Raw genomic sequence first — 22,991 nt, forward strand, 5'->3', positions numbered from 1 at the left:
AGGCAAAAGTGGAAATAAATAATCAGTCTTTAATAACTGGATTTAGTGTAAAAACTCAAATCTGATCCCCGATAGCTGTCTGGGAGTCTCCTACTTAGGGTTGGCTGAATAAATGTGAAATATAGACGAGGTAAGGGTTTTAGATGCCTGTTTCGCTCCCACAGGTGCAAGATTTTGAGAGAATCGTGGTTCAAAACCTTGCATCTTCGGGGCGAAGCATTTCGGATAGGAAATCTACGGTTTCAGCGATAGGTTATGCCCGAATGCTTCGCCCCTACTTTTTCAGCAAACTCTAATTAATTTCTTAGGCCATAATTAAAACTCAATAACTTTAACCATAGGCGAGGATTGTCTTTTTCTAGCCAGCTTTGGGAGTTTTTTAACCATTGGGAAAACCAGGGACCGAAAAGCAGATTTTTGACTCCATCAAGGCTAAAATCGAGATAGGAACCCAACCAACGAATTAAATCCTGACTGCCGGCCATTTCTGTTATCCATAACAGTAAAGCGGGGTTTTTTCTGGCCGCTTTAATTGCTAAACGGCTAAAGGTCAACCAATCGGTTTTATCCTTAATAAAAGTTTCGGAAACCTCCGGCGGTTCGTCGGCCAATAAACCGAAAAATGTGTTTAACATGGCGTTAATTCTTTGGGGTGGTAAGGTTTTTCCCGTGGGAACCATCATTCCTTTAGAAAATAACCAAGTTACCGCCACATTACTTTGATAGGCCCGCACATTTTCTAGGTCTTTAGCTGTTAGTAAATCGTGTTTCAAGGCCAGATCCAAAAGATGGGTTAAGCGCTCTAAATTACGCACCAAAGAACCGAACCCAGTAAAAATTAAGGGTGATTGCAGGGAGGCGGCATCACCGATGGCTAAAATGCGATCAAAGGAGACAATTCGATCTTTTTTTCCTGTGCTAAAATGCCCCGGTATATAACCAAAGGTTGGTTTTTTCCAAGTTAATTTTTCTGGGTCACACTGTCGATATTCGGGCAAAATAGTAAAGAAATCTTCGTACATTTCCAACAGAGAACCGGGGTTATCGGGATGGACTTGATGATAGTGAAATAGATAGAAGGTTAATTCTCTTCCTTCCCCCGGAAATAATTCCCAAATTAATTGCCTACCTTTAGAAATATCGCCATGGGAATTTAAGACATCGCCATAGTGAGAATCCCACACCACCGGATCGAATCCTTCTACTACTGCCCCCACCGTCGGACAGACACTATCAAAGGCACGCACTCCGTTTAATTGCCAGGCAATGGCAGAAGCGGAACCCATAGCATCAATCAATAAACGACCTTTTATCTGTTGAATTTCTCCACCATGATTAAGGGTGACAGTAACACTATTAGCAGTAATATCAGCCTTAATAAATTCGGTTTGATCGAGAATTTTACCGCCATAATCCTGTATTTTTTTACCGCAGGATTGCAGCAATTTATCGGAATTAATGGCGATATTTAAAACCGTGGGAGTATGGAGAATCTCCGCCTTCAAATGGGGGGGATTATTGCCATCAAAAAACTTATTAAAGCCATCGATGTATTCTTGGAAGATTAATTCCTCGAATTCCTCGGCAGTAAATAAGCCTAAATTAATTAAACTTTGAAACTCCGATCGAGAGATATTCCATTCCCGATTCATCCGTCCGAAAGGCAGTCTTTCTACTAAGAGGACTCGATAACCTAATTTGGCCATCTGTGCCGCATGAATTGCCCCCAAGGCACCACCAATATAAATTAAGTCGTAGGTGATGGGATGATCATTTTCCTCACTGCTAGAGAAAATTACCGGCTGCGGTTGTTGGGGATTTTTGGCACTGTCGCGCCAACGTTTTTCCCACCAATACAAACGTTCTAAATCTGCCTCCCCTTGCGGCATTTTGCGGAAGTAGTGAACCGTTAGGGGATAGTCCGCTTCTAAATCTGTAAAAATTGAGTGATTTTTTTGATCGATATTTGGTATCGTGTTATGCTGCGGCGGAAAACGCTTTTGTAAAGCTCGATCGAGCTGCCGAGTCAGGGATGTTTCTTGATCATGCGATCGCTCACCCCAGCGGAAAACTTTTAAATAAGTAGTCCGTTGCAGCGTCCAGACAAAGATCGACAATTCGATCGCCTCCGATAAGCGCAATCTCACCCCGTTAGGTGTATTTGTCTTGACACCGCTTGCGGGTTGCCAATCGGATTGTAACCACTGACAAACGGCGATCGAGTCGGGAGTCGGAATTTCTCTGTAAAGTATTTCTCTCATCTTGATTTAGCTATTACACCTAAAAATCGTCTGATTACGCTAGACTACACAAAAAGTTTTTTCTGAAAAAAGTTTAAAAAACTTTACATACCTAGATTAATACACAGGCTACCCCATCTGATTATGAATTATCCCATCCCGACCACCCCCGAAGAAATTGCCGCCCTCCGACAGCGTCCCGTCGATGAGGAGATGATCGCTGCCGTGATTGCGGGAATTATTAGAATGGCCCGCGCTCAGGGTCAATCTCTCGATGATCTGACTGAAGAAATTCTCGCAGAAGACCCGATTTTAGATCAAGTGCAACGACGTTGGTTAAGTCAGCTTTTGACTAATGCTTGGCAAAATTTAGCTGAATGGGTGTAATTGAGCGATGGAATGGCTAACAATCACTCTCGCTAGTGTTTTGACCCTGTTAACTCCCGCAGGGGCAATTATCGATACGGTTTTAGCCCATACCCTTCGCTCCCAAGTCCAAAAAGTGGAACAATTAGCCGTCAGGGTCGATAATACTCCCAATTATCAGGCTCTACAAGGCAAAATCGATCGAGTTCGCATTTCTGCACGGGGAATTTATCCCCTTGCTGATGTTCGCCTTGAGAAGATCGAGCTAGAAACTGAGCCAATTAGCCTCGATTTGCGGCTATTACAGCAAAAAAACAGCAGTTTAGCCGCCGCCTTGCGCCGACCGGCTGCGGGGGCATTGCATCTTGTCCTCACGGAAACTAATGTTAATCAAGCTTTACAATCGGCAGCGGTCAAAGAACAAATTCAGATCCTGATTAATAATCTGATTCCCTCTAGGGAAGAATCGAGTAGCACAAAATATCAACTTAGTCAAGCAAATTTTAACTTTCTTAATAATAATCGAGTCGCCCTCAGCCTGCAGCTAGAGACCCAAGGACCGGACGGACCCGCAGCCAGCCTCGATCTGAGCCTAGAAGTGGGATTTAAGCTAGTGCAGGGGCGAAAAATCGAGCTTATTGACCCCACAGCCACTCTTAATGGTCGTCGCATCTCCTCGCGCCTTCTCAAGGGGTTTGCCGAGGGTATATCCACCCAGTTAGATTTAAAAAACTTCGAGAAACAAGGAATTATCGCCCGCCTTCTCCAATTGCAGATCGACGATGATAAGCTGAGTATAGCCGCCTTTGGCAGAATTGAACCTCGATCGGGGAACCCCAATTAAATTTATCGGAAGTGGGAATTATGAATTATCAATTATGAAGTGGGGTGGTGGGGAAGTGGGGAAGTGGGGAGACCACTTCGTGCGCGTTGCGGGGGGAGAATAAAAGCGTTCGACTGCTCACTTAAAACTGATAACTGCTCACTTAAAACTTAAAACTTAAAACTGATAACTGATAACTTAAAACTGATAACTGATAACTGATAACTGATAACTGATAACTGATAACTGATAACTGAATTATGCCTAGTTCTCGCTCTAGTGATAAAATCTCTTTGCCTTGGATAATTGGTATCGGCCTCGCTTTATTTACTGCTGGTGGGGCCACTGCTTGGTTTGCCGTCCATCACCTATCTTTCTCCCAGAAAAACAGCGAAAACCCGATTGAATCTTCCACTCCAGCGCCGATAAGTCAATCACCAATTGTTGAACCGGTTTCTCCCGGTTCAGTGGAGACAAGTCCGACAGCAACTCCCGCGGCTATTCCTGTTAGGGAAACTCGACAGGTTTATTGGTTAAAAGTGACTGATACGGGTAATCAATTAGTCAGCCAAGAAATTACCGTTCAAAAAGCGGATAGCCGCGAGCGAGAGTTAACAGCAGTATTGCAAACCCTATTAGCCGGTCCAAGTAATCCTCAGGATATGACTACTATTCCCCCCGGGACTAAATTACTTGATTTAAAAGTAGATAAAACGGGAATTAAGATTAATCTCTCGCGGGAGTTTGGCAATGATGATGGCCCTGATATGTTGATCGGTCGTTTGGCACAAATCATCTATACTACTACCACCGGGGATCCCAATGCCAAAGTCTGGATTCAAGTGGAAGGAAAACCCCTAGAATTACTAGGAGAAGGCCACGGTATTGAAGTTGCCCAACCGATGACTCGTAAGTTTTTTGAGGAGAATTATCAATTGTAAGTTTTCCGCGCTTTAAATTGTTGTTGCCATAGCGAATTGAGATTAACTAGGGGGATTAGTGGGGGGATAGGGAAAAAAAATCGGATAGGGAATTTTAATTCCTTCTTGCTGATAGCGTCGGTGTAGGAGTTTAATAAATTCGTGTTTAATGGTGAGGTGTTGAAAAAATTCTTCTTCTACCACCTTGAGATAAACCGTCAGCAGGATACTATAGTAATCGAATTTACGATAAAGGATCAAGGGTTGATAGTCACCGAGGTTAGGTTGCAATAACTGGGCGATTTCTTGCATGACTTCTAGGGTAACTTTTTCGACTTTTTCTAAGTCACTATCGTAACTAATGCCCACTTCCACGGGAACCAGTAGGGAGTGATCTGGTAAACTATAGTTACGGAAACTAGAAGAAATGATCTGAGCATTGGGAATGACCAAAAGATTATTGGTAATTTCTTCGATTACTGTGCATCTTAAATCCACATCTCGCACATAACCAGCTTCTCCCGTTCTCAGTTCAATATAATCTCCCGGTCTAACTTTTTTAGAAGTGATAATATTAATCCCCGACATTAAATTAGCTAGGGTATTTTGGAGAGCTAAACCGAGGGAGACACCCCCAATACCCAAGGCAGTAAGCAGGGGAGTTATAGAAATGCCAATCGAGCTTAAAATAAGCAAAAAACCGCAGCTAAAAATCAGAACTTTGGCGAGAAATTCAAATAGGGAAGTTAGGGAAGAAATGCCATCATCTCCCGTGGTATAAACTCGTAATATTTCCACGGATAATTGAGCAACAACCCAAGTAGCCGAAGCTAAAAAAGCTACTAGCAGAAATTTTTTGCTCAGGAGAATAAGGGAGGGAAAGAGGGGAAGATTAGGAAGGGAGAGGGCAATATTTAAACCCAAAAGTCCGAACCAAAGTATGCTTAATCCACGAAGGGAACGTAAAACCCCTTCCGAGAAACGCAGGTTTTTTTCTCTGGCAATCGATAAAAGTTGACTGACAACGCGCTGTTCTACGAGCCATCCCAACAGCAGGAAACTGAGGATGATGGTGATAGGTAAGATAATATAGGGCCAATCTTCCAGTCTGGTTAATAGGTTCATTGCTAGAGGGTTAGAAAAAGATGCACTTTTGTCTTATATTATTCCCCATTTCTCTATCTCTAGCAGCGGCGGTGGAATTTTGGGGCAAAAAGTTGCAAAATGTAAAGAGAAACTCATCTTTCCTTCGGCAGCTTGCGTGAATAGTCAGTTAGTTAAACCAAAATTCGGGCTTTATCGATTCTTAATGGTTATAATCGTGGTTTTGTTCCTGATTAGCACCTTTTTAATCACCTTTCATCTGGCTAAGATGTCGGATCCCTACATTAAAGAGGTGTTATCCCTACAAGGTAATGTCAGTCGCGGTTACGAAATCTTTCAGATTAACTGTGCTGCTTGTCACGGCCAGTTTGCTGATGGCATCGTCGGACCGAGTTTAGAGGACGTTTCCCATCGCAAATCGAGAATTAGTCTGATTGAACAGGTAATTAGCGGTAAAACCCCCCCAATGCCGAAATTTCAGCCCGATTCTCAAGCTATGGCCGATTTATTGGTTTATTTAGAAAATCTTTCAAAAAACTGACTCTTGGCTGACATTGATGGTAAGCTAAGACCCATTGAAACTGGGTGGGGAAGTGGGGAATGGGGGATGGGGGAATGGGGGAATGGGGAATTTCAACTAAAACCCCAACACCCCCCCAACGCGCACGCAGTGACCACCCCAAAACCCAACCCCTGAGCGACTGATAAATTTTACTTATATAGAAAAATTTTGCTTGTATTTGGGTACGCTAGTAGAGACACTTAACGATAAATACTTATGTCTTGGCATTCCCAAGTTGAACCGGCAATTATCCAAGGGGATTTCTGGCAAGTTAGCCAGTTTTACGAAGAACTGATAGAAAGAGAACCCCTAGAAATTAGTCATTATTGGTATTTAGGATTAGCCTATCTTTTAGAAGCTAGGGAAGAAGAAGCACAAACTACTTGGTTATTCGTCCTCAGTCAAGGGGATGAAGGGGAAATGACTGCGTGGACAGCAGATTTAGTCAATATTTTGGATGGGGAAGCGCGAAGACAATTAGAGTTAGGCAATTTAGAAACCAGTTGGTTAATTCGAGGACATATTCGCGAGATTAGTCCCGATAATATTGATAATTTACTGCGGTTTATTTTATTAGCAATTAATTTGAATTATTTTGAAAAAGAGCAGTTAAAAACTTGGTTATTTGTTGATGTGTTAAAAATCAATGATTTCCAGAGTCTAGAATCAAGTTTATTAGCAGAAGTTTTAGAAAAATTTCTCGATTCTCAGATACCAGAAACCGTCCCCTACTTAGAGGCAATATTTCAATCTAACTGTCAGCGACAAACTTTTATCAAAGTAGTAGAAGCTAAAGTAACTTCTCTAGCCATGAATAATAAACCATTGGCTATTGATATTATTAATACTTGTTTAGCAGTAGAACCAGAGCAAATTTATCTGTTAGCTGAACTTTATCAATGTTATTTTGATAATCGAGATTTTGCCGATGCTATCCAAGTAGCTAATCAATTAAAAACAAGTTGTCAAGGGTTGCCTTCTCAAGCTGTAGCTGATTTTCTTGCTCTTTATGTAAAATTATTTAGTGGTAATTGGGTCGATATTAAGGCAGATGTTGAAGAATATACAGAATCCTTGCAAAAAAGTATCACTAATCGAGAATGTCCCAGATTATTGAATAAACCATGCCTATCAATTGTATCCCCTCTAGTTTACCTAGAAGATAACCCACGAAAAAACCGTTATATTAATAATTGTGTTGGTCAACTTTTTCAGGAATATGTTCGTAATAAGTCTAACTGTAATTCTCTGCACAAATCGACTATCAAAGACAGCAATAAAGTTCTAAAAATTGGCTATATTGCCCATACTTTATATAATCATTCTATCGGATTAATCTCTAGATGGTTAATGAAGTATCATGACTATAATGAGTTTCATGTCTCTTTATACTTAGTATCTCAACAAGAAGATTATATCACTGAAAATTTTTTTAAAAATCAGGTAAATGCTTGCTATAACTTACCGATTGATCCTCAAATGATTGCTGAAAAAATTAGTGAAGATAATATTGATATTTTGGTAGATTTAGACAGTATCACTAATAACACAACTTGCCAAGTCATGGCACTAAAACCCGCACCAGTACAAGTGACTTGGTTAGGTTTTGATGCGTCAGGAATTCCTGCAATTGATTACTATCTTGCTGATAATTACGTTTTACCAGCAGATGCACAGGAATATTACCGAGAAAAAATTTGGCGCTTACCTAATTCCTATATTTGTGTGGATGGTGTCGAGGTTGCTTACCCCTCTCTCCGAAGAGATGATTTAGGGATTCCAGAGGATGCAATTAATTACTTAACCGTACAAACGGGGGTTAAACGTAACCCTGAAACTATTCGACTTCAGCTACAAGTTTTAAAGGCAGTTCCTCATAGTTATTTGAGTATTCAGGGGTTAAGTGATGCTAAATCAGTGGAAAAATTATTTTTCAAAGTTGCCGAGGAAGAAGGAATTAATTATGAGAGATTAAAAATCTTACCCCTCTATCCCACAGGAATTTATCGAGCAAATTTAAGGATAGCTGATGTGGTTTTAGATACCTATCCTTTTACGGGAGGAATGACGACTTTAGATGTGCTGTGGATGGGGATTCCTTTAGTTACAAAAGTTGGTCAACAATGGTCATCGAGAAATAGTTATACTTTAATGGTTAATGCGGGAATTAGTGAGGGTATTGCTTGGAGTGATGAGGAGTATATCGACTGGGGGATTAAGTTAGGTAAGGATGAACAATTGAGACGCAAAGTTATCGCTAAATTAGATGAATCTAGACAAACTTCACCGATTTGGAATGCACGTCAGTTTACTAAAGATGTGGAAAATGCCTATCGTCAAATGTGGCAAATCTATTGTGAAAGTTAATCAGGGAGAATTAAACCATGTCTTGGCAAAATGAAGTAAAAACCGCTTTAGAAAACAATCAATACGATATTGTTAGTCAGTTTTACGAAGAACTGATAGAAAAAGAACCCCTAGAAATTAGTCATTATTGGTATCTAGGATTAGCCTATCTTTTGCAGGCAAAAGAAGAAGAAGCACAAACTACTTGGTTATTGGTTTTCACTCAAGGAGAGGAACAGGAGGTGATGCTGTGGACAGCAGATTTAGTCAATATTTTGGATGGGGAAGCGCGAAGACAAGTTAAGCTAAAAAATTGGCAATTAAGCTGGGTAATTCGTCAGCATATCTACCAGATAAATCCAGATAAACTAGAAAATTTATTATATCTAGTCCTGTTAGAAATTAAGCTAGAATATTTTTATCCCCAAAAACTTAAAGATTGGCAAATAGTTGATTTAATTAGTTCGGACAAGTTAACAACTTTCGATATAAATTTACTCCTAGACACAATCTATAGACTTCTAGATTGGCCAGCGCAAGAAGTTCTGGACATTATCATAACCCTTTTAAAAATAGAGTCACAACAATCGGCAATATTGGAAATTATCGAACAACATATTGAAAAAATTTATTATACCGATAAAACTAATGCTGTTATTTTGACTCTTAGCTGCCTAGATATTATACCCGATCGCTTACTACTTTTGCATAAAATTCATCAATACTATATCGAGACTGGTAACTTTGAGTTGGCCTTGGAAACTGCCAATAAAATCAGGAATTTATCCAATGATAAAGTATCAAAACTGGATAGTATTTATCTGCTGCTCTATACGGAACTTTTAGCAGGTAATTGGTTAAATATTGGCAATAAAGCTCAGGAATATTATCAAGCAATTCAAAATAATTTAGAACGGTGTCAATGTCCCATGAGAAATCAAGCTGAGGTTATTTCTATTACTTCTCCCTTAGCTTATTTAAAAGATGACTTAGTAGGCAATCGCTGGTTAACTAATCAGTTAGCTAAACTATTTCAAGAGGCAGTTAGAAAAAGATTTAATCAAGTTACTATCGAGTCTCAGAAACCTAAAGATGTCAATAAAAAACTAAACATTGGCTATATTGCCCATACTTTACGGCGACATTCCGTCGGGTTTTTAAGTCGCTGGTTAATTCATTATCATCAACGAGATAACTTTAATATTCATCTCTACCTAGTCAATCAAGTCGAGGACGATATTACGGAACAATGGTTTAAAAATAAGGTGGATAAGTATGATAATTTACCAGCAAATCCCCAAATTATTGCTGAACAAATTAATCAAGATAACATCGATATTTTAGTAGATTTAGATAGTATAACTAAGGATACCACCTGTGGAGTTATGGCAATTAAACCTGCACCGATTCAAATAACATGGTTAGGATTAGATGCCACGGGAATACCTGCTATTGATTACTTCCTTGTAGATAATTTAGTTTTAGAAAAAAATGCTCAGGAGTTTTATCAAGAGAAGCTTTGGCGCTTACCTAATTGTTATCTTGCCGTGGATGGATTTGAAATCGGGACACCAACTCTAACCCGAGAGGATTTAAACATACCAGCAGACGCAGTTACTTATTTAACTTTGCAAGTGGGATTAAAAAGAAATCCTGCCACAATTCGCTTACAAATGCAGATTATTAAAGCAGTACCTAACAGTTATTTATTAATCAAAGGTGCGGGAAGTGAAAAGCTAATCAAAGATTTATTTATCAGCATTGCTAAAGAGGAAGGAATCGATGAAAATAGATTGCGCTTTCTCTCAGGAGTTGCTACGGAGGAAATTCATCGCGCTAATCTCCAAATTGCCGATGTGGTACTCGATACCTATCCCTACAGTGGTGCAACCACTACTCTAGAAACTCTTTGGATGGGTATTCCTGTAGTGACAAAAGTTGGTCAACAATGGGCCAGTCGTAACAGTTATACTTTTATGACTTATGCGGGAATTAGCGAGGGTATTGCTTGGAGTGATGAGGAGTATATCGATTGGGGAATAAAATTAGGAATGGATGAGGAATTAAGAAAAAAAATAGCCATGCAATTGCAAGCTTCTCGTCAAACAGCACAGATTTGGAATGCACGTCAGTTTACTAAAGATGTGGAAAGCTCCTATCGTCAAATGTGGCAAATCTATTGTGAAAGTTAATTAAGGAGAGAATTAAATCATGTCTTGGCAAAATGAAGTAAAAACCGCTTTAGAAAACAATCAATACGATATTGTTAGTCAGTTTTACGAAGAACTGATAGAAAGAGAACCCCTAGAAATTAGTTATTATTGGTATTTAGGATTATCCTATCTTTTGCAGGCAAAAGAAGAAGAAGCACAAGCTACTTGGTTATTTGTTTTCACTCAAGGAGAAGAACAGGAAACTGATTCATGGCTGCTAGAATTAAGCAATATTTTAGCAGCCGAAGCTAACCGACAATTAGAGTTAGAAAATCTAGAAATCACTTGGTTAATTCGTAAACATCTACAGGAAATTAATCCCAGTTATCTCGATAATTTACTGCATTTAACTCTCGTTGAAATTAAATTAAATAGATTTCATCCTCAACAACTGCAAGAATGGCAAATACTAGAATTAATTACTCAGGGTTCAGTTAACTCTCAATTATTGGAACGGGTAGTAATTGCCGTCATACCTTATGCTCATGAATATACCATAGAATTAGTTCGGTTAAGTTTACCCTATCTTGACAATTCTCTAGAATTACTTAATCACGTCATCACTGTTACCCGACGCTTTGCTTTTGAGAAATATCAACCTATTTATTCCGTTGACTTAGCGGAAGCTTTTCTTCCCCTTTATCCCGAAAATTTGTACTTAGAAGTTAATTTATTTTGGTTTTATATCTCTTTACCTGACTATGAAAAAGCCATCAATTTAGTCAATAAGTTGAAAGACAAAAGTCAAACAATTGATTTAAAAATGTTTAGTCAATCTCTTCTCTTTAATGGTTCTTTACGAGCCTCAAAATGGAATGACATTTCTAGTATTTGTCAAGAGTATAAACACTTAATTAAAAAATTTATAGAAAAAAAGCCCCAAGATATACATCCCTTAGTTCGGGAAGCTTTACTAACAGTTATGAACCCGATTTCTTACTATGAAGATAACCCGAAAGAGAATCGACCGCTTTTAAATCAGATTAGTATTTTTTTCCAAGAAACCTACAAAGAAATGCTGGGTTTTCAGGAGGAAGGTTTTGACAAATCCAGAGAATATAATCCCGATAAAAAACTGAAAATTGGTTACATGTCCCAAACCTTAAAACGTCATCCCGTCGGTTTATTGAGTCGTTGGACTATCAATTATCACAATCGTGAGCAGTTTGATATTCACCTTTATATGGTGAGTCAACCCGTGGATGAAATAACTAAAAAATGGTTTTCTAATCCCGCAGATAAAATCTATCATGCTACTGCTGATTCCCTAGCAACCTACCGCAAAATCAAAGAAGATAACATCGATATTCTTGTGGATTTAGATAGTGGTACCGGACCAATGGTTGTCCAAGTTATTGCCTTAAAACCTGCTCCTATTCAAGTTAACTGGTTAGGTTTTGATGGTTCCGGTTTACCCGCAGTAGATTATCTTTTAGCGGATCCTTATGTACTACCAGAAAATGCCCAAGAATATTATCAAGAAAAAATCTGGCGTTTACCTGATGCTTTTGTCGCTGTGGATGGTTTTGAAATAGCCGTTCCTACCCTGCGAAGAGAAGATTTAGATATTAATAACGATGCGGTTATTTATCTAAGTTCTCAAACAGCAATTAAGCGGAATCCTGCGATGATTCGCTTACAAATGCAAATCCTCAAATCCGTAGCTAATAGTTATTTCCTGATTCAAGGAGTTGCTGATGATAATTCTCTCCTAGATTTATTCTGTCAAATTGCCGCAGAAGTTGGGGTAGAAACTAATCGAATTAAGATGCTTCCTCTCTATCAGACGGAAACCTACAGGGCAAATTTAGCCATCGCTGATGTGGTTTTGGACACCTATCCCTTTAATGGTGGTACAACCACCTTAGAAACCCTCTGGATGGGAATTCCTCTGGTGGTTAAGGTGGGGCAACAATGGTCATCACGCAACGGTTATACTTTAATGATGAATGCGGGAATAACTGAGGGTATATCTTGGAGTGATGAGGAATATGTGCAGTGGGGAATTAAGTTAGGATTGGATAAAAATTTAAGAGAAGAAGTCCGTTGGAAACTCCGAAAGTCTCGTCATACATCTCCCCTCTGGAATGCCAAACAATTTACCAGAGATTTAGAAACTGCTTATCGGCAAATGTGGAATATTTATTGTCAATCTTAGCGGATAAAAACTATGCAATGGCATCAAGACATACAAACCCATTTAAACGACAACAATTATCAACTGGTGGTGCAGTTTTATGAACAATTAATTGAAAACAATTCTCTGGTAATTGAGGATTATTTTTATCTAGGATTAGCCTATCTTTTACAAGATAGAGAAGAAGACGCACAAGCTACTTGGTTACTGGTGTTGAGTCAAGCAGCCGAATCAGAATTATCGGGGTGGATAGAAACTTTAACTCAAATCTTAGATGCAGAGGCAACCAGACAAGAAAATTCCCAAAGACTAGAGACAAGTTATCTAATTCGATGGCAGCTACAAAATCTTAATCCTAGTTTTTTAAATAATCTCCTGCATCTGATGGAATTAGAAATACAATTCCAAACATTTGCTATGGAAAAGTGCAATGATTGGTGTGTATTTGAACTGTTAGAGAATACAGCTACAGCAGCAATTAATCTTGATTTACTGCTGCGAGTGACGGAAAAAGTTTTAATCTACCCCTGTACTGATACCATCTACTTTTTAGAATTAGCAGCCTTACATATCAATAATCCAGAAATAATTGCGGCCAAAGTTATCTCAGCAATTGTAAATTATGGTTATCAACAAAAGCAAAGTGGATTTGCCATTAATTTAGTAGAACTTTGTTTGCGCTTTCTACCAGATAATTTATACCTACAAAATAGTTTGTTTAATCTTTACAAAACCACCACTGTTGACTATAAAAAAGCTCTAGAAATTGCCGATAATTTTTATAAAAATTGCCAGACAACTACTGAAAAGCTGTTCGGAATTTCTCTGGTAATTGGTATTTTACAAGCTAAGGGAGACTGGGGAAATTTACCTAAATTTATCGATGAATTAACACAACTAATCGAGCGACAAATTAATGCCGAACAATTTAATGCACGTCCCTTTATTATCGACTCTATTTTAGGAGTTAGTAGCTGTCTTCCCTACTATCAAGATAATCCGAAAATTAATCGCTATTTACAAAGTAAACTAGCGGAAATTTTTCAAGCAGATGTAAGAACACGCTATAACTATATTGCTCCTGTTTATTCTCCAAAATCTCCAGCAAGAAAAATAAAAATTGGTTATATTGCCTATACTCTCCGTCGCCATTCTGTGGGTTGGTTAAGTCGCTGGTTATTTCACTATCATAATCGAGATAAATTTGAAATTTACACCTATTTTGTCAACCAAGCAGCGGACGAAATTACTGAAAAATGGTTTAAAAATAACTCAGATTATAGCTATAACTTGCCAGCAAAAATTGAACAAATAACTGCCCAAATTCGTCAAGACAAATTAGATATTTTAGTGGATCTTGATAGCTTAACCAATAATACCACTTATCTAGTAATGGCCTTAAAACCAGCACCGATACAGGTAACTTGGTTAGGATTAGATGCGTCGGGAATCCCTGCGATTGATTATTTTATCGCCGATAACTACGTTTTACCCGAAAATGGTCAAGAAATCTATTCAGAACAAATCATCCGACTTCCTAACTCTTATTTATCTGTAGATGGTTTTGAAGTGGGTGTTCCTACTAGGAGAAGAACTGATTTAAATATTCCCGATGATGCTATTATTTATCTGACCGTGCAATCGGGATTAAAACGCACCTTAAACATGATTTATCTGCAATTGCAGATTCTCCAACAGGTTCCTAATAGCTATCTTTTAATCAAAGGTTTTGCCGACCAAGAAACCATTCGAGAATTATTTCTCAAAAGTGCCGACGAATTGGGAATTAGTCAAGATAGATTAAGATTTTTGCCCAATGATTTCAATGAGGAAACCCATCGCGCTAATCTAGGAATTGCTGATATAGTTCTCGATACCTATCCCTATAATGGTGCTACCACAACCTTAGAAACCCTCTGGATGGGGATTCCTTTAGTCACTAGGGTTGGTGAACAATTTGCGGCCCGCAATAGCTATACTTTTATGAAAAATGCTGGCATTAGTCAGGGTATAGCTTGGAGTGATGAGGAATATGTGCAGTGGGGAATTAAGTTAGGATTGGATAAAAATTTGAGGGAAGAAGTCCGTTATCAATTACGTCAATCTCGTCATACATCTCCCCTCTGGAATGCCAAACAATTTACCAGAGATTTAGAAACTGCTTATCAACAAATGTGGAATATTTAGGGTGCATCTCATTTTTGTCAATCTACTAAGTTGGGATTTTTAAGGGAAAACTCTCTTTTAAAATTGGGCTTTACTTCCGATTTTATTACTCAATCCAGGCTTTTGGGGGGTAGAACCCCCCAAACCCCGGAGCGCATTAGCTTTTCGGTGGGCTGCTTACAGGCAGTTACTAATACATTTGTACGCATTTGAGAGTGACTGATAATTGCTGATTGTCGGTATTTTTGCAAATGTGAGATGCAGCCTTCCTACCTTCTCCCCACACCCCACACCCCACACCCCACACCCCGCTCCCCTGGTGTTAGGCCCAGAGAAACCCTAATAGCTAAAGAAACTGCGCGATTAGATACCAAAGTCCTTCACAGATAGAAGATAATCAATATTTATCAGTATTGGAAGCCTTCAGCATGGTTCATTTAACGCCCAATCCTAGCTATAGTTTAAGTCTCAAGATAGAAATCCCCAATCAAGCGGGAACCTTCGCTTCTGTCCTCAATGCGATCGCCGATGTCGGGGGTAATTTAGGGCAAATTTCTCTGATCGAACGCAATTTAAAGATTAGCACCCGCGAGGTGATGGTTGATGCCGCTAGTACCGACCAAGCGGAACAGATTATCGCCGCGGTTAAAGCTCTACCGGATGTTAAACTCCTGAAAGTTTCCGATCGCACCTTCGATCTCCATCGTCGGGGTAAAATCTCCATTGAGAGTCGTATTCCCCTCACCTCCCAAGATGACCTGGCCATGGCCTACACCCCCGGAGTTGGTCGCATCTGCACCGCTATCGCCCACGACCCCGAACAAGTGTACTCATTGACCATCAAGGGCAACACCGTCGCTGTAGTTACCGATGGTAGCGCGGTATTAGGATTAGGAAATCTCGGGCCGGAGGCTGCCCTACCAGTAATGGAAGGGAAGGCAATGTTATTCAAGGAATTCGCCGGAATTGACGCTTTTCCCATCTGTTTAGCCACCCAAGACCCCGAAGAAATCATCGCAACCGTCAAAAGAATCGCCCCGGTTTTTGGGGGTATTAACCTAGAGGATATCGGCGCTCCACGCTGTTTTGAAATCGAGAAACGTCTGCGAGCGGAATTAAATATTCCCGTTTTCCACGATGATCAACACGGTACAGCGATCGTTTCCCTGGCTGCCCTGATTAATGCCCTCAAATTTGTCAAAAAATCGCTTGATACAGTCAAAATCGTCATTAATGGTGCGGGTGCAGCGGGAATCGCCATCGCTACCCTCTTTAAAACCGCAGGAGCTACAGATATAACCCTCTGTGATTCCCTTGGCATCCTCTCCCAAAAACGGGACGATTTAACCCCAGAAAAACAAGCTTGGGCCGTGGCCGCCACTGGTAAGCTAGGGGATGCTCTTAAAGGCGCTGATGTCTTCTTGGGGGTGAGCGTACCGGGGGTATTGACTCCCGAAATGGTCAAGGGAATGGCTAAAGATGCGATCGTCTTTGCCATGGCTAATCCGATTCCCGAAATTCAACCGGAATTAATCAATGATTTAGTGGCCGTGGTGGCTACCGGACGCAGCGATTATCCCAATCAGATTAATAATGTTCTCGCTTTCCCCGGATTATTTCGCGGGGCCCTGGACTGTCGCGCTAGGGCAATCACCGATAATATGTATCTGGAAGCGGCCAAAGCGATCGCTTCTCTGATCACTCCTGCTAATCTTGATCGAGAGAATATTATTCCCTCGGTTTTTGATAGTCGTGTAGTTACGGCTGTGGCCGCCGCCGTTCAACACGCTGCTCGTCAAGATGGAGTGGCCGGGGAATAATGTAATTATGGTGCAGGAGGGTAAGTAAACCGTGAAACCGATCGATGATATTCCCGAAGCTTTGCGGGACAACCAGTACAGAAAAACTACTAATCCTAATGGTCTCATAGCGATCGCCAGCGGTTTACTTGCTCTGGTGGGAACCGGCCTAATTGCCATAGCAGTCTTGAATCGTCCCCCTGCTTCCGTAAAAAAACCGGTTATTAACCCATCCCCCCCCATTAAAGCCACTCCTGGCCCGATTGAGAACATTCTAGGTCATTTACCCTATCAAGAGGCTCCGGAGACGGAATTAGCCCCTATTACTGGGGATGGTGCTATGCGTTTAAGGAAACCGGCAGCCAAGGCTTTTATCGAGATGCAGAGTGACGCGAGAAGGTCGGGGGTGATTTTAATGCCGATTTCCGCATTTCGATCGAAAGCAACCCAAGAAAAGCTCTTTTTTGAAGTTAAAAAACAACGCAATCAGCAAACCCGCAAACGAGCAGAAGTGAGCGCACCTCCGGGTTACAGCGAACATCATACCGGTTATGCGATCGATATTGGCGATGGTCGCGCTCCCGCCACAAATTTAAGTAGCAGTTTTGCTAATACTGCCGCTTTTCGTTGGTTGCAAAATAACGCTGCCCAGTATAGTTTCGAGTTATCTTTCCCTGAAAATAATCCCCAGGGTATTAATTATGAACCCTGGCACTGGCGTTTTGTCGGGGATAGTCACAGTTTAGAAACTTTTTATAAGGCCCAACAATTAGGAAAACAAAAATAAGATAACCTTATCGGCAATTGCCTCCAGCATTCGGACAATAACCTATCGCTGAAACCAGAGATTTTCTATCCGAATGCTTCACCCGTACTTTTTCAACTTTTTAGAAAAGCCAACAATTAGGAAAACAAAAATAGGATAACCTTATCGGCGATCAATGGCATTTTCTGGAATTAATTACTAAAATAGGATTATATTGTATTGTGAGTGTTTCTAATATGTCCAAGCCGGTAGAATACTTAACAAATGAGCAAGGGGAACGAGTTGGGGTTTTATTAGACTGGAACACCTATTCTCGATTTGCCAATTCATTAGGACTCGATGAAGATTGTTTGATTGGTTTGAGTGTGGATGAATTAAAAGCGCTGGCAAGTTGTCAATTGTCCCTAGTAGAGCAAACCCGTTTAGATGATTTAGTGACGAGAAATGCAGAATCTTTACTCTGCGCTGATGAAGTAGCTGAGTTAGATGAGTTGTTGGCAAAAACAGATCAATTAACAATTCTTAAAACTCGTGCCAGATATACGCTAAAGTGCTTGGAACAAGGTACGACAGCAGCGTGAGTGTTTATATTCGGATGGGGTTTTCCCGGTCTGACAGGAGAGAGGGATGCAGAAACTCCGATTCTATCTTGTAAGTCATGACCAAATCTTCTTAGCCTACAATTAAAAATAAGCAAGGTAGGGTTGATTCATAGTAGGGTTGATTCATGAATCAGCCCTACCCCTGCTAGGGGTTGGGGGGTTGCCTTTTTCCTCGTCTCAACAGGTAATTTAAATACTTGACAGCATCAATGATTGACTGGACTCCCTATCTCAAATCAATCTCGGACTCGGAAAAGTACGCCCAGTGGGAGACATTTTACACCCTCACGGACGTAGAGGGAAAAACACGCCCAGCGAAAACTGCACCTTTGCTAAGGGATTTGTGGGTACAGACGATTGAAAAAGAACCACAAAACCCACAAGAAAGACCAGAAAGACCAGAAAAAACCGAAAGATTCACGGTTTTAGATGGTTTACGCAAGTATGCAACTAATCACGTTCTTTTAAAAGGTCGTCCCGGTTCAGGAAAATCGACCGCTTTAGCCAGATTATTATTAGAAGAATCCGTAGAAGCCCAAAGCTTGCGCCTAAATCAACAAAATCAAGCTAAAATCATTCAAATTCCCATTCTCATCGAATTACGCTTGTATGAAACCTCAATTCTTGATTTAATTTTACAATTCCTGAAACGCCATAAATTAATTATTGATAGTAATACCCTAGAAAGTTGGCTGTTAGAAAATCATAATTTTAGACCATTATTATTATTTGATGGTATCAATGAATTGCCCTCGGAAGCTGCGCGACAGAATTTAAAAAACTTTCGCCAGCAGTATGCAGAAATTTCGATGATTTTCACGACAAGGGATTTAGGCAGCGACGACTTAGATATTGAAAAAAAGCTGGAAATGCTTCCCCTGACTGAACCACAGATGCGGGATTTTGTCAAGACCTATTTGCCCGAAAAAGGCGAAGAAATGCTTAAACAGTTGGGAAATCGTCTCAAGGAATTGGCAGAAACTCCTCTACTTTTGTGGATGCTTTGTTCAGTTTTTGATAATAATGAAAACAAAATTCCTGCTAATTTAGGCTTAGTTTTCCAGATTTTTACAGGAATTTATGACAAGAAATTAAAAGCAGATGTTTCTACTTACCAAGAATCCCGGGATTGGTGGCGAGAATTGCTGCAAGTGTTAGCTTGGAAAATGACCCAAGGGGAGTCAAAAACCGAGATTCAGGTGGCTATTTCCCGAACAGAAGCAGAGGAAGAATTAAGCAAATTTATCAAAAATAAAGGATTCCCAGAATATTACAGTAAGCAGTGGTTAAAGGATTTACTGAAATATCATCTAATTCACCTAGAAGGTAATGATAAAATTGCTTTTCGCCATCAACTGATTCAAGAATATTACACGGCTGAGGAATTAAAGAAAAAGTTACCCCATCTCAGGGATGAGCAGTTACAGTGGGACTATTTGAATTATCTCAAATGGACGGAACCTATGGCGTTGCTGTTGGGGTTATTGGATAATGAAACCCAAGCAAAACGGGTGGTTAAATTAGGGTTAGAGATTGATTTAAAATTAGGAGCGAGGTTAGCAGGAGAAGTCAACTTTAAGTTTCAAAAGCAGACAGTGGGGTTAGTGCTTGGGTTGGATGTGCCGAAACGGTTTAAGGTGGAGTTATTGGGATTAACAAAGTCTAATCAAGTTGTTAATGAGTTAAGTCAAGCTTTAGAAGACTCTGATTGGGGTGTTCGTAGGAACGCAGCCTCCGTTTTAGGTAAGATTGGCACAGAAACAGCCATTGCGGAGTTACTCAAGGCTTTAGAAGACTCTAATAGCGATGTTCGTAGGCGCGCAGCCTTAGCTTTGGGTAAAATTGGCTCGGAAACAGCGATTATGGGGTTACTCAAAGCTTTAGAAGACTCTGATGAGTATGTTCGTAGGAACGCAGCCTTCGCTTTGGGTAAGATTGGCACAGAAACAGCCATTGCGGGGTTACTCAAGGCTTTAAAAGATTCTGATGAGTCTGTTCGTGGGAACGCAGCCTTCGCTTTGGCTAAGATTGGCTCGGAAACAGCCATTGCGGAGTTACTCAAGGCTTTAGAACACTCTGATAACGCACTCGAGGCCTTGACTGAGATTGAGACAGAAACAGCCATTGCGGGGTTACTCAAGGCTTTAGAACACTCTGATGAGGGTGTTCGTGGGAACGCAGCCTTCGCTTTGGGTAAAATTGGCTCAGAAACAGCCATTGCGGGGTTACTCAAGGCTTTAGAACACTCTGATGAGGATGTTCGTTGGTACGCAGCCTTCGCTTTGGGTAAAATTGGCTCGGAAACAGCTATTCCGGGGTTACTCAAGGCTTTAGAAGACTCTGATGAGTTTGTTCGTAGGAAGGCAGCCGAGGCTTTGGGTAATATTGGCACAGAAACAGCGATGACTGAACTTATCAAATGCCTAAAAAATCCTGATTTTGTCACATTAAATAATGGCGATACTCTCTTTCAAGCTAGAGAAGCACTAGACATAATTCAAAACAAACTTAAATACTATCACCCCCTCTCCCAACCCATGAATCAACAAGTTTACATCTCCTACAACTGGCAAGAAGACAGCAACGAAATGGCTAATCAACTCGTCCAAGCTTTTGCCGCTAAAGGAATTGAGATTATTCGGGATAAAACCCACACCACCTATAAAGACTCCATCAAAAACTTTATGCGGCAAATTGGACAGGGGAAATGTGTCGTCGTCGTCATCAGCGATAGATACTTAAAATCAGAAAACTGTATGTTTGAATTAGTAGAAATTGCCAGAAATGGTGACTTTTATCAAAGAATATTCCCGATTATTTTACCAGATGCCAGAAGAATTCATAAAGCCATCGAAAGATTACAATATATCCAACATTGGGAAGGACGTATTCAAGAATTAGAAAATGCCATGCACTCAGGCGGTTTAGCCAATCTGCAAGGCATTACCGATGACCTCAATTTATACACCGAAATCCGCCACCGCATCGCCTCTCTAACCGACATTCTTAAGGATATGAATACTCCCAGTATCGACTTACACGGCCAATCGGAATTTGCAGCTGTGATTAAAGCAGTAGAAACTAAGCTTGCAGAGGATAGTCAAAATATTTAACTAAATCCCAGAATGATTGTTTTAAAAGATAAAGGCTAAAGGTGATATTCCTGACTATACCCAATTTGTTCTCTGTAACTCATTTGAACGATAACTGCTATAATCATTAGTTGATAACTGTTAATTGCTGACATGACTAAATATCTAAACATTACTGAAACAGGACAAAAGCTGGTTGAATGGTCTGAGCAAATGACTGACGAACCTATTATTATTACCAAAGAAGGTCAACCCATTATGGTTGCCCTGAATTACGCTCAACTTGAATCTTGGTTAGAAACTCTTGATATTTTAGAAGACAAAGAGTTTGCCGAAATCCTATCTGAAGCAATTCAACAGGATCAATCAGGACAAAGAATTACTTGGGAAGATGCTAAAAAACAACTCGGTTGGTAATGGAATATCAAATACAATTAATTCCTCTTGCTTTAAGCTTTTTATCTAAAATTACCGATAAACGCATTCAGCAAGAAATTCGCAAACGGATTGAAAAGCTAAAAATTGAACCAGATAAACAAGGTAAAGCCCTTTCAGGTAAACTTAAAGGATATCGTAGCGTTAGGGCAGTTGGTCAAAGATATCGGATTGTCTATCGTGTTGAAGAAGCTCAAATTATTGTTATTGTTATTGGAGTTGGAATTCGTAAACAAGGTGATAAAAAAGATATTTATGCCCTTCTTGAAAAATTAATTAATAATGAATAAAATATGGGTTATGACAGAACTGCTAAACCAATAGGTTCTTGCTGAATCGTGAGATATACACCTATTACTTTTTCAGAGATAGCCAGTTTTGGAGAGGATAGTCAAAATATTCCTGCTTCTTCTGAAAAAAACGCATCCCTATCATCTATTACCTATGATTTCAGAGGAGCTACCATTGGCAATTTAGCTCATAATGTGCAAGGAAGCCAACAGAATTATCCCCAGCAACCTAATAACAATAACCCAGAGAAAAAATAACATGGTTCAGCAACTTAATAACACCCAAATCGCCATCAATACTTTATTGAATAAACTCAACGATTCTCTCCCCCAGATCCGCGCTAAAGCTGCCGAAGCCTTGGGCAAAATTGGCAATAGCAGCCTTGCCGACACCTTAGTATCCCATTTAATAGGAGAAAATGATCTTAATGTTCGCCTAAATCTGATTCGAGCTTTAGGAGAAATTGGCAATGAATCCGCAATTCCTTATCTAGCTTCCTGCTTATCTGATACTAATCCCGATATTCGGATAATCACGGCAGAATCTCTCGGAAAAATTGGTAGTGAAAAAGCAATATCCTATCTCATTCAATCCCTACAAGATACGGAAGTAAAAGTTCGTGTCACAGCCACAATTGCTTTAGGTGAAATTGGACTAGAAGATGTTATTCCTTATCTAGTAAATGTTTGTTCCGATGAAGATGATAGCGTTCGTTTCAGTGCTGTTGATGCCCTCGGTAAAATTGGCTCTCGTTATGCAGTAAACTGATATGAAATTGAGTACAGAATCCCTCGATTTAATTATCAGAACTCTTGCCAAAAGACTATTCACAGACAAGAATCCAAGTATTCGGATTAAAGCCGCTCAATCCTTATTTTGATCCCCCTAAATCCCTCTTTCTAAGGGGGACTTGAATTCGACGTATCGCTTTCATTCAGAGAAATGTTCTCAGTTTTGCCATTATGGATGCTATAATTAGGGCTTGCTGAATAAATGTGAAATGTAGGCAAGATAGGGGTTTTGTGGCTTTTCTTGCGAAACAGGTGCAAGATTTTGAGAGAATCGTCCTTCAAAACCTTGCGTCTTCATCGGCCCGCGTCCTGTAGGGGCGAAGCATTCGGGCAATAAC

General features: G+C 40.1%; 18 protein-coding genes. 16 read left to right on the forward strand and 2 right to left on the reverse strand.

Annotation, left to right across the window (positions count from 1 at the left end):
• Positions 1-296: 296 nt before the first annotated feature.
• Positions 297-2,261 (reverse strand): FAD-dependent monooxygenase family protein, encoded by a 1,965-nt coding sequence (locus IM477_RS15315; protein WP_287732419.1) that lies wholly within the window; start codon positions 2,259-2,261, stop codon positions 297-299.
• A 123-nt stretch (positions 2,262-2,384) separates the two neighbouring features.
• On the opposite strand from IM477_RS15315, the gene IM477_RS15320 reads away from it, so the two are divergent.
• The 3 genes from IM477_RS15320 to IM477_RS15330 all read left to right on the forward strand — a co-directional run bounded on the left by IM477_RS15320 (position 2,385) and on the right by IM477_RS15330 (position 4,370).
• Positions 2,385-2,627, forward strand: a complete 243-nt coding sequence (locus tag IM477_RS15320; RefSeq protein WP_002800028.1) for a hypothetical protein — start codon at positions 2,385-2,387, stop codon at positions 2,625-2,627.
• A 7-nt stretch (positions 2,628-2,634) separates the two neighbouring features.
• Entirely contained in the window at positions 2,635-3,450 is an 816-nt protein-coding gene (locus IM477_RS15325) for an LmeA family phospholipid-binding protein (RefSeq protein ID WP_287732420.1), read from the forward strand.
• 239 nt (positions 3,451-3,689) lie between these two features.
• On the forward strand, positions 3,690-4,370 hold the full coding sequence (locus tag IM477_RS15330) for a GerMN domain-containing protein (protein WP_287732421.1): 681 nt from the start codon (positions 3,690-3,692) through the stop codon (positions 4,368-4,370).
• A 42-nt stretch (positions 4,371-4,412) separates the two neighbouring features.
• Here IM477_RS15330 and IM477_RS15335 read toward each other — a convergent pair whose 3' ends face one another.
• A complete protein-coding gene (locus IM477_RS15335) occupies positions 4,413-5,474 on the reverse strand; it encodes a mechanosensitive ion channel family protein (RefSeq protein ID WP_287732422.1) in 1,062 nt (353 codons plus the stop codon).
• A 28-nt stretch (positions 5,475-5,502) separates the two neighbouring features.
• Between IM477_RS15335 and IM477_RS15340 the strand changes: the two genes are divergently transcribed.
• The 13 genes from IM477_RS15340 to IM477_RS15400 all read left to right on the forward strand — a co-directional run bounded on the left by IM477_RS15340 (position 5,503) and on the right by IM477_RS15400 (position 22,630).
• Positions 5,503-5,994, forward strand: coding sequence for a c-type cytochrome (locus tag IM477_RS15340; protein ID WP_502866543.1), 492 nt, complete (start codon positions 5,503-5,505; stop codon positions 5,992-5,994).
• A gap of 237 nt (positions 5,995-6,231) precedes the next feature.
• Entirely contained in the window at positions 6,232-8,382 is a 2,151-nt protein-coding gene (locus IM477_RS15345; protein ID WP_287732423.1) for an O-linked N-acetylglucosamine transferase, SPINDLY family protein, read from the forward strand.
• 17 nt (positions 8,383-8,399) lie between these two features.
• On the forward strand, positions 8,400-10,553 hold the full coding sequence (locus IM477_RS15350) for an O-linked N-acetylglucosamine transferase, SPINDLY family protein (protein ID WP_287732424.1): 2,154 nt from the start codon (positions 8,400-8,402) through the stop codon (positions 10,551-10,553).
• A 19-nt stretch (positions 10,554-10,572) separates the two neighbouring features.
• Complete coding sequence (locus IM477_RS15355; protein WP_190720601.1) at positions 10,573-12,732, forward strand: O-linked N-acetylglucosamine transferase, SPINDLY family protein; 2,160 nt, start codon at positions 10,573-10,575, stop codon at positions 12,730-12,732.
• Between the two features lie 12 nt (positions 12,733-12,744).
• Positions 12,745-14,898 carry an O-linked N-acetylglucosamine transferase, SPINDLY family protein gene (locus IM477_RS15360; RefSeq protein WP_287732425.1) on the forward strand — a complete coding sequence of 718 codons (2,154 nt, stop codon included), beginning with the start codon at positions 12,745-12,747 and terminating at the stop codon, positions 14,896-14,898.
• Between the two features lie 407 nt (positions 14,899-15,305).
• Positions 15,306-16,697 carry an NAD-dependent malic enzyme gene (locus tag IM477_RS15365; protein WP_287732426.1) on the forward strand — a complete coding sequence of 464 codons (1,392 nt, stop codon included), beginning with the start codon at positions 15,306-15,308 and terminating at the stop codon, positions 16,695-16,697.
• Positions 16,698-16,728: 31 nt separating this feature from the next.
• A complete protein-coding gene (locus IM477_RS15370) occupies positions 16,729-17,463 on the forward strand; it encodes a M15 family metallopeptidase (protein WP_287732427.1) in 735 nt (244 codons plus the stop codon).
• A 215-nt stretch (positions 17,464-17,678) separates the two neighbouring features.
• Positions 17,679-18,023 carry a hypothetical protein gene (locus tag IM477_RS15375; RefSeq protein ID WP_002754005.1) on the forward strand — a complete coding sequence of 115 codons (345 nt, stop codon included), beginning with the start codon at positions 17,679-17,681 and terminating at the stop codon, positions 18,021-18,023.
• Positions 18,024-18,253: 230 nt separating this feature from the next.
• Entirely contained in the window at positions 18,254-21,157 is a 2,904-nt protein-coding gene (locus IM477_RS15380; RefSeq protein ID WP_287732428.1) for a HEAT repeat domain-containing protein, read from the forward strand.
• A 132-nt stretch (positions 21,158-21,289) separates the two neighbouring features.
• A complete protein-coding gene (locus IM477_RS15385) occupies positions 21,290-21,553 on the forward strand; it encodes a type II toxin-antitoxin system Phd/YefM family antitoxin (RefSeq protein WP_002785928.1) in 264 nt (87 codons plus the stop codon).
• Positions 21,553-21,861 carry a type II toxin-antitoxin system RelE family toxin gene (locus IM477_RS15390; protein WP_002750216.1) on the forward strand — a complete coding sequence of 103 codons (309 nt, stop codon included), beginning with the start codon at positions 21,553-21,555 and terminating at the stop codon, positions 21,859-21,861. Before IM477_RS15385 ends, IM477_RS15390 begins: the two co-directional genes overlap by 1 nt.
• Before the next feature lie 48 nt (positions 21,862-21,909).
• Complete coding sequence (locus IM477_RS15395; RefSeq protein ID WP_041803766.1) at positions 21,910-22,119, forward strand: hypothetical protein; 210 nt, start codon at positions 21,910-21,912, stop codon at positions 22,117-22,119.
• A gap of 1 nt (position 22,120) precedes the next feature.
• The gene (locus IM477_RS15400) at positions 22,121-22,630 is read left to right on the forward strand and encodes a HEAT repeat domain-containing protein (protein WP_079206899.1); all 510 of its coding nucleotides are present in this window, start codon (positions 22,121-22,123) and stop codon (positions 22,628-22,630) included.
• Positions 22,631-22,991 lie beyond the last annotated feature (361 nt).

The organism is Microcystis sp. M090S1, assembly GCF_020246295.1.
Lineage (GTDB): Bacteria > Cyanobacteriota > Cyanobacteriia > Cyanobacteriales > Microcystaceae > Microcystis > Microcystis aeruginosa.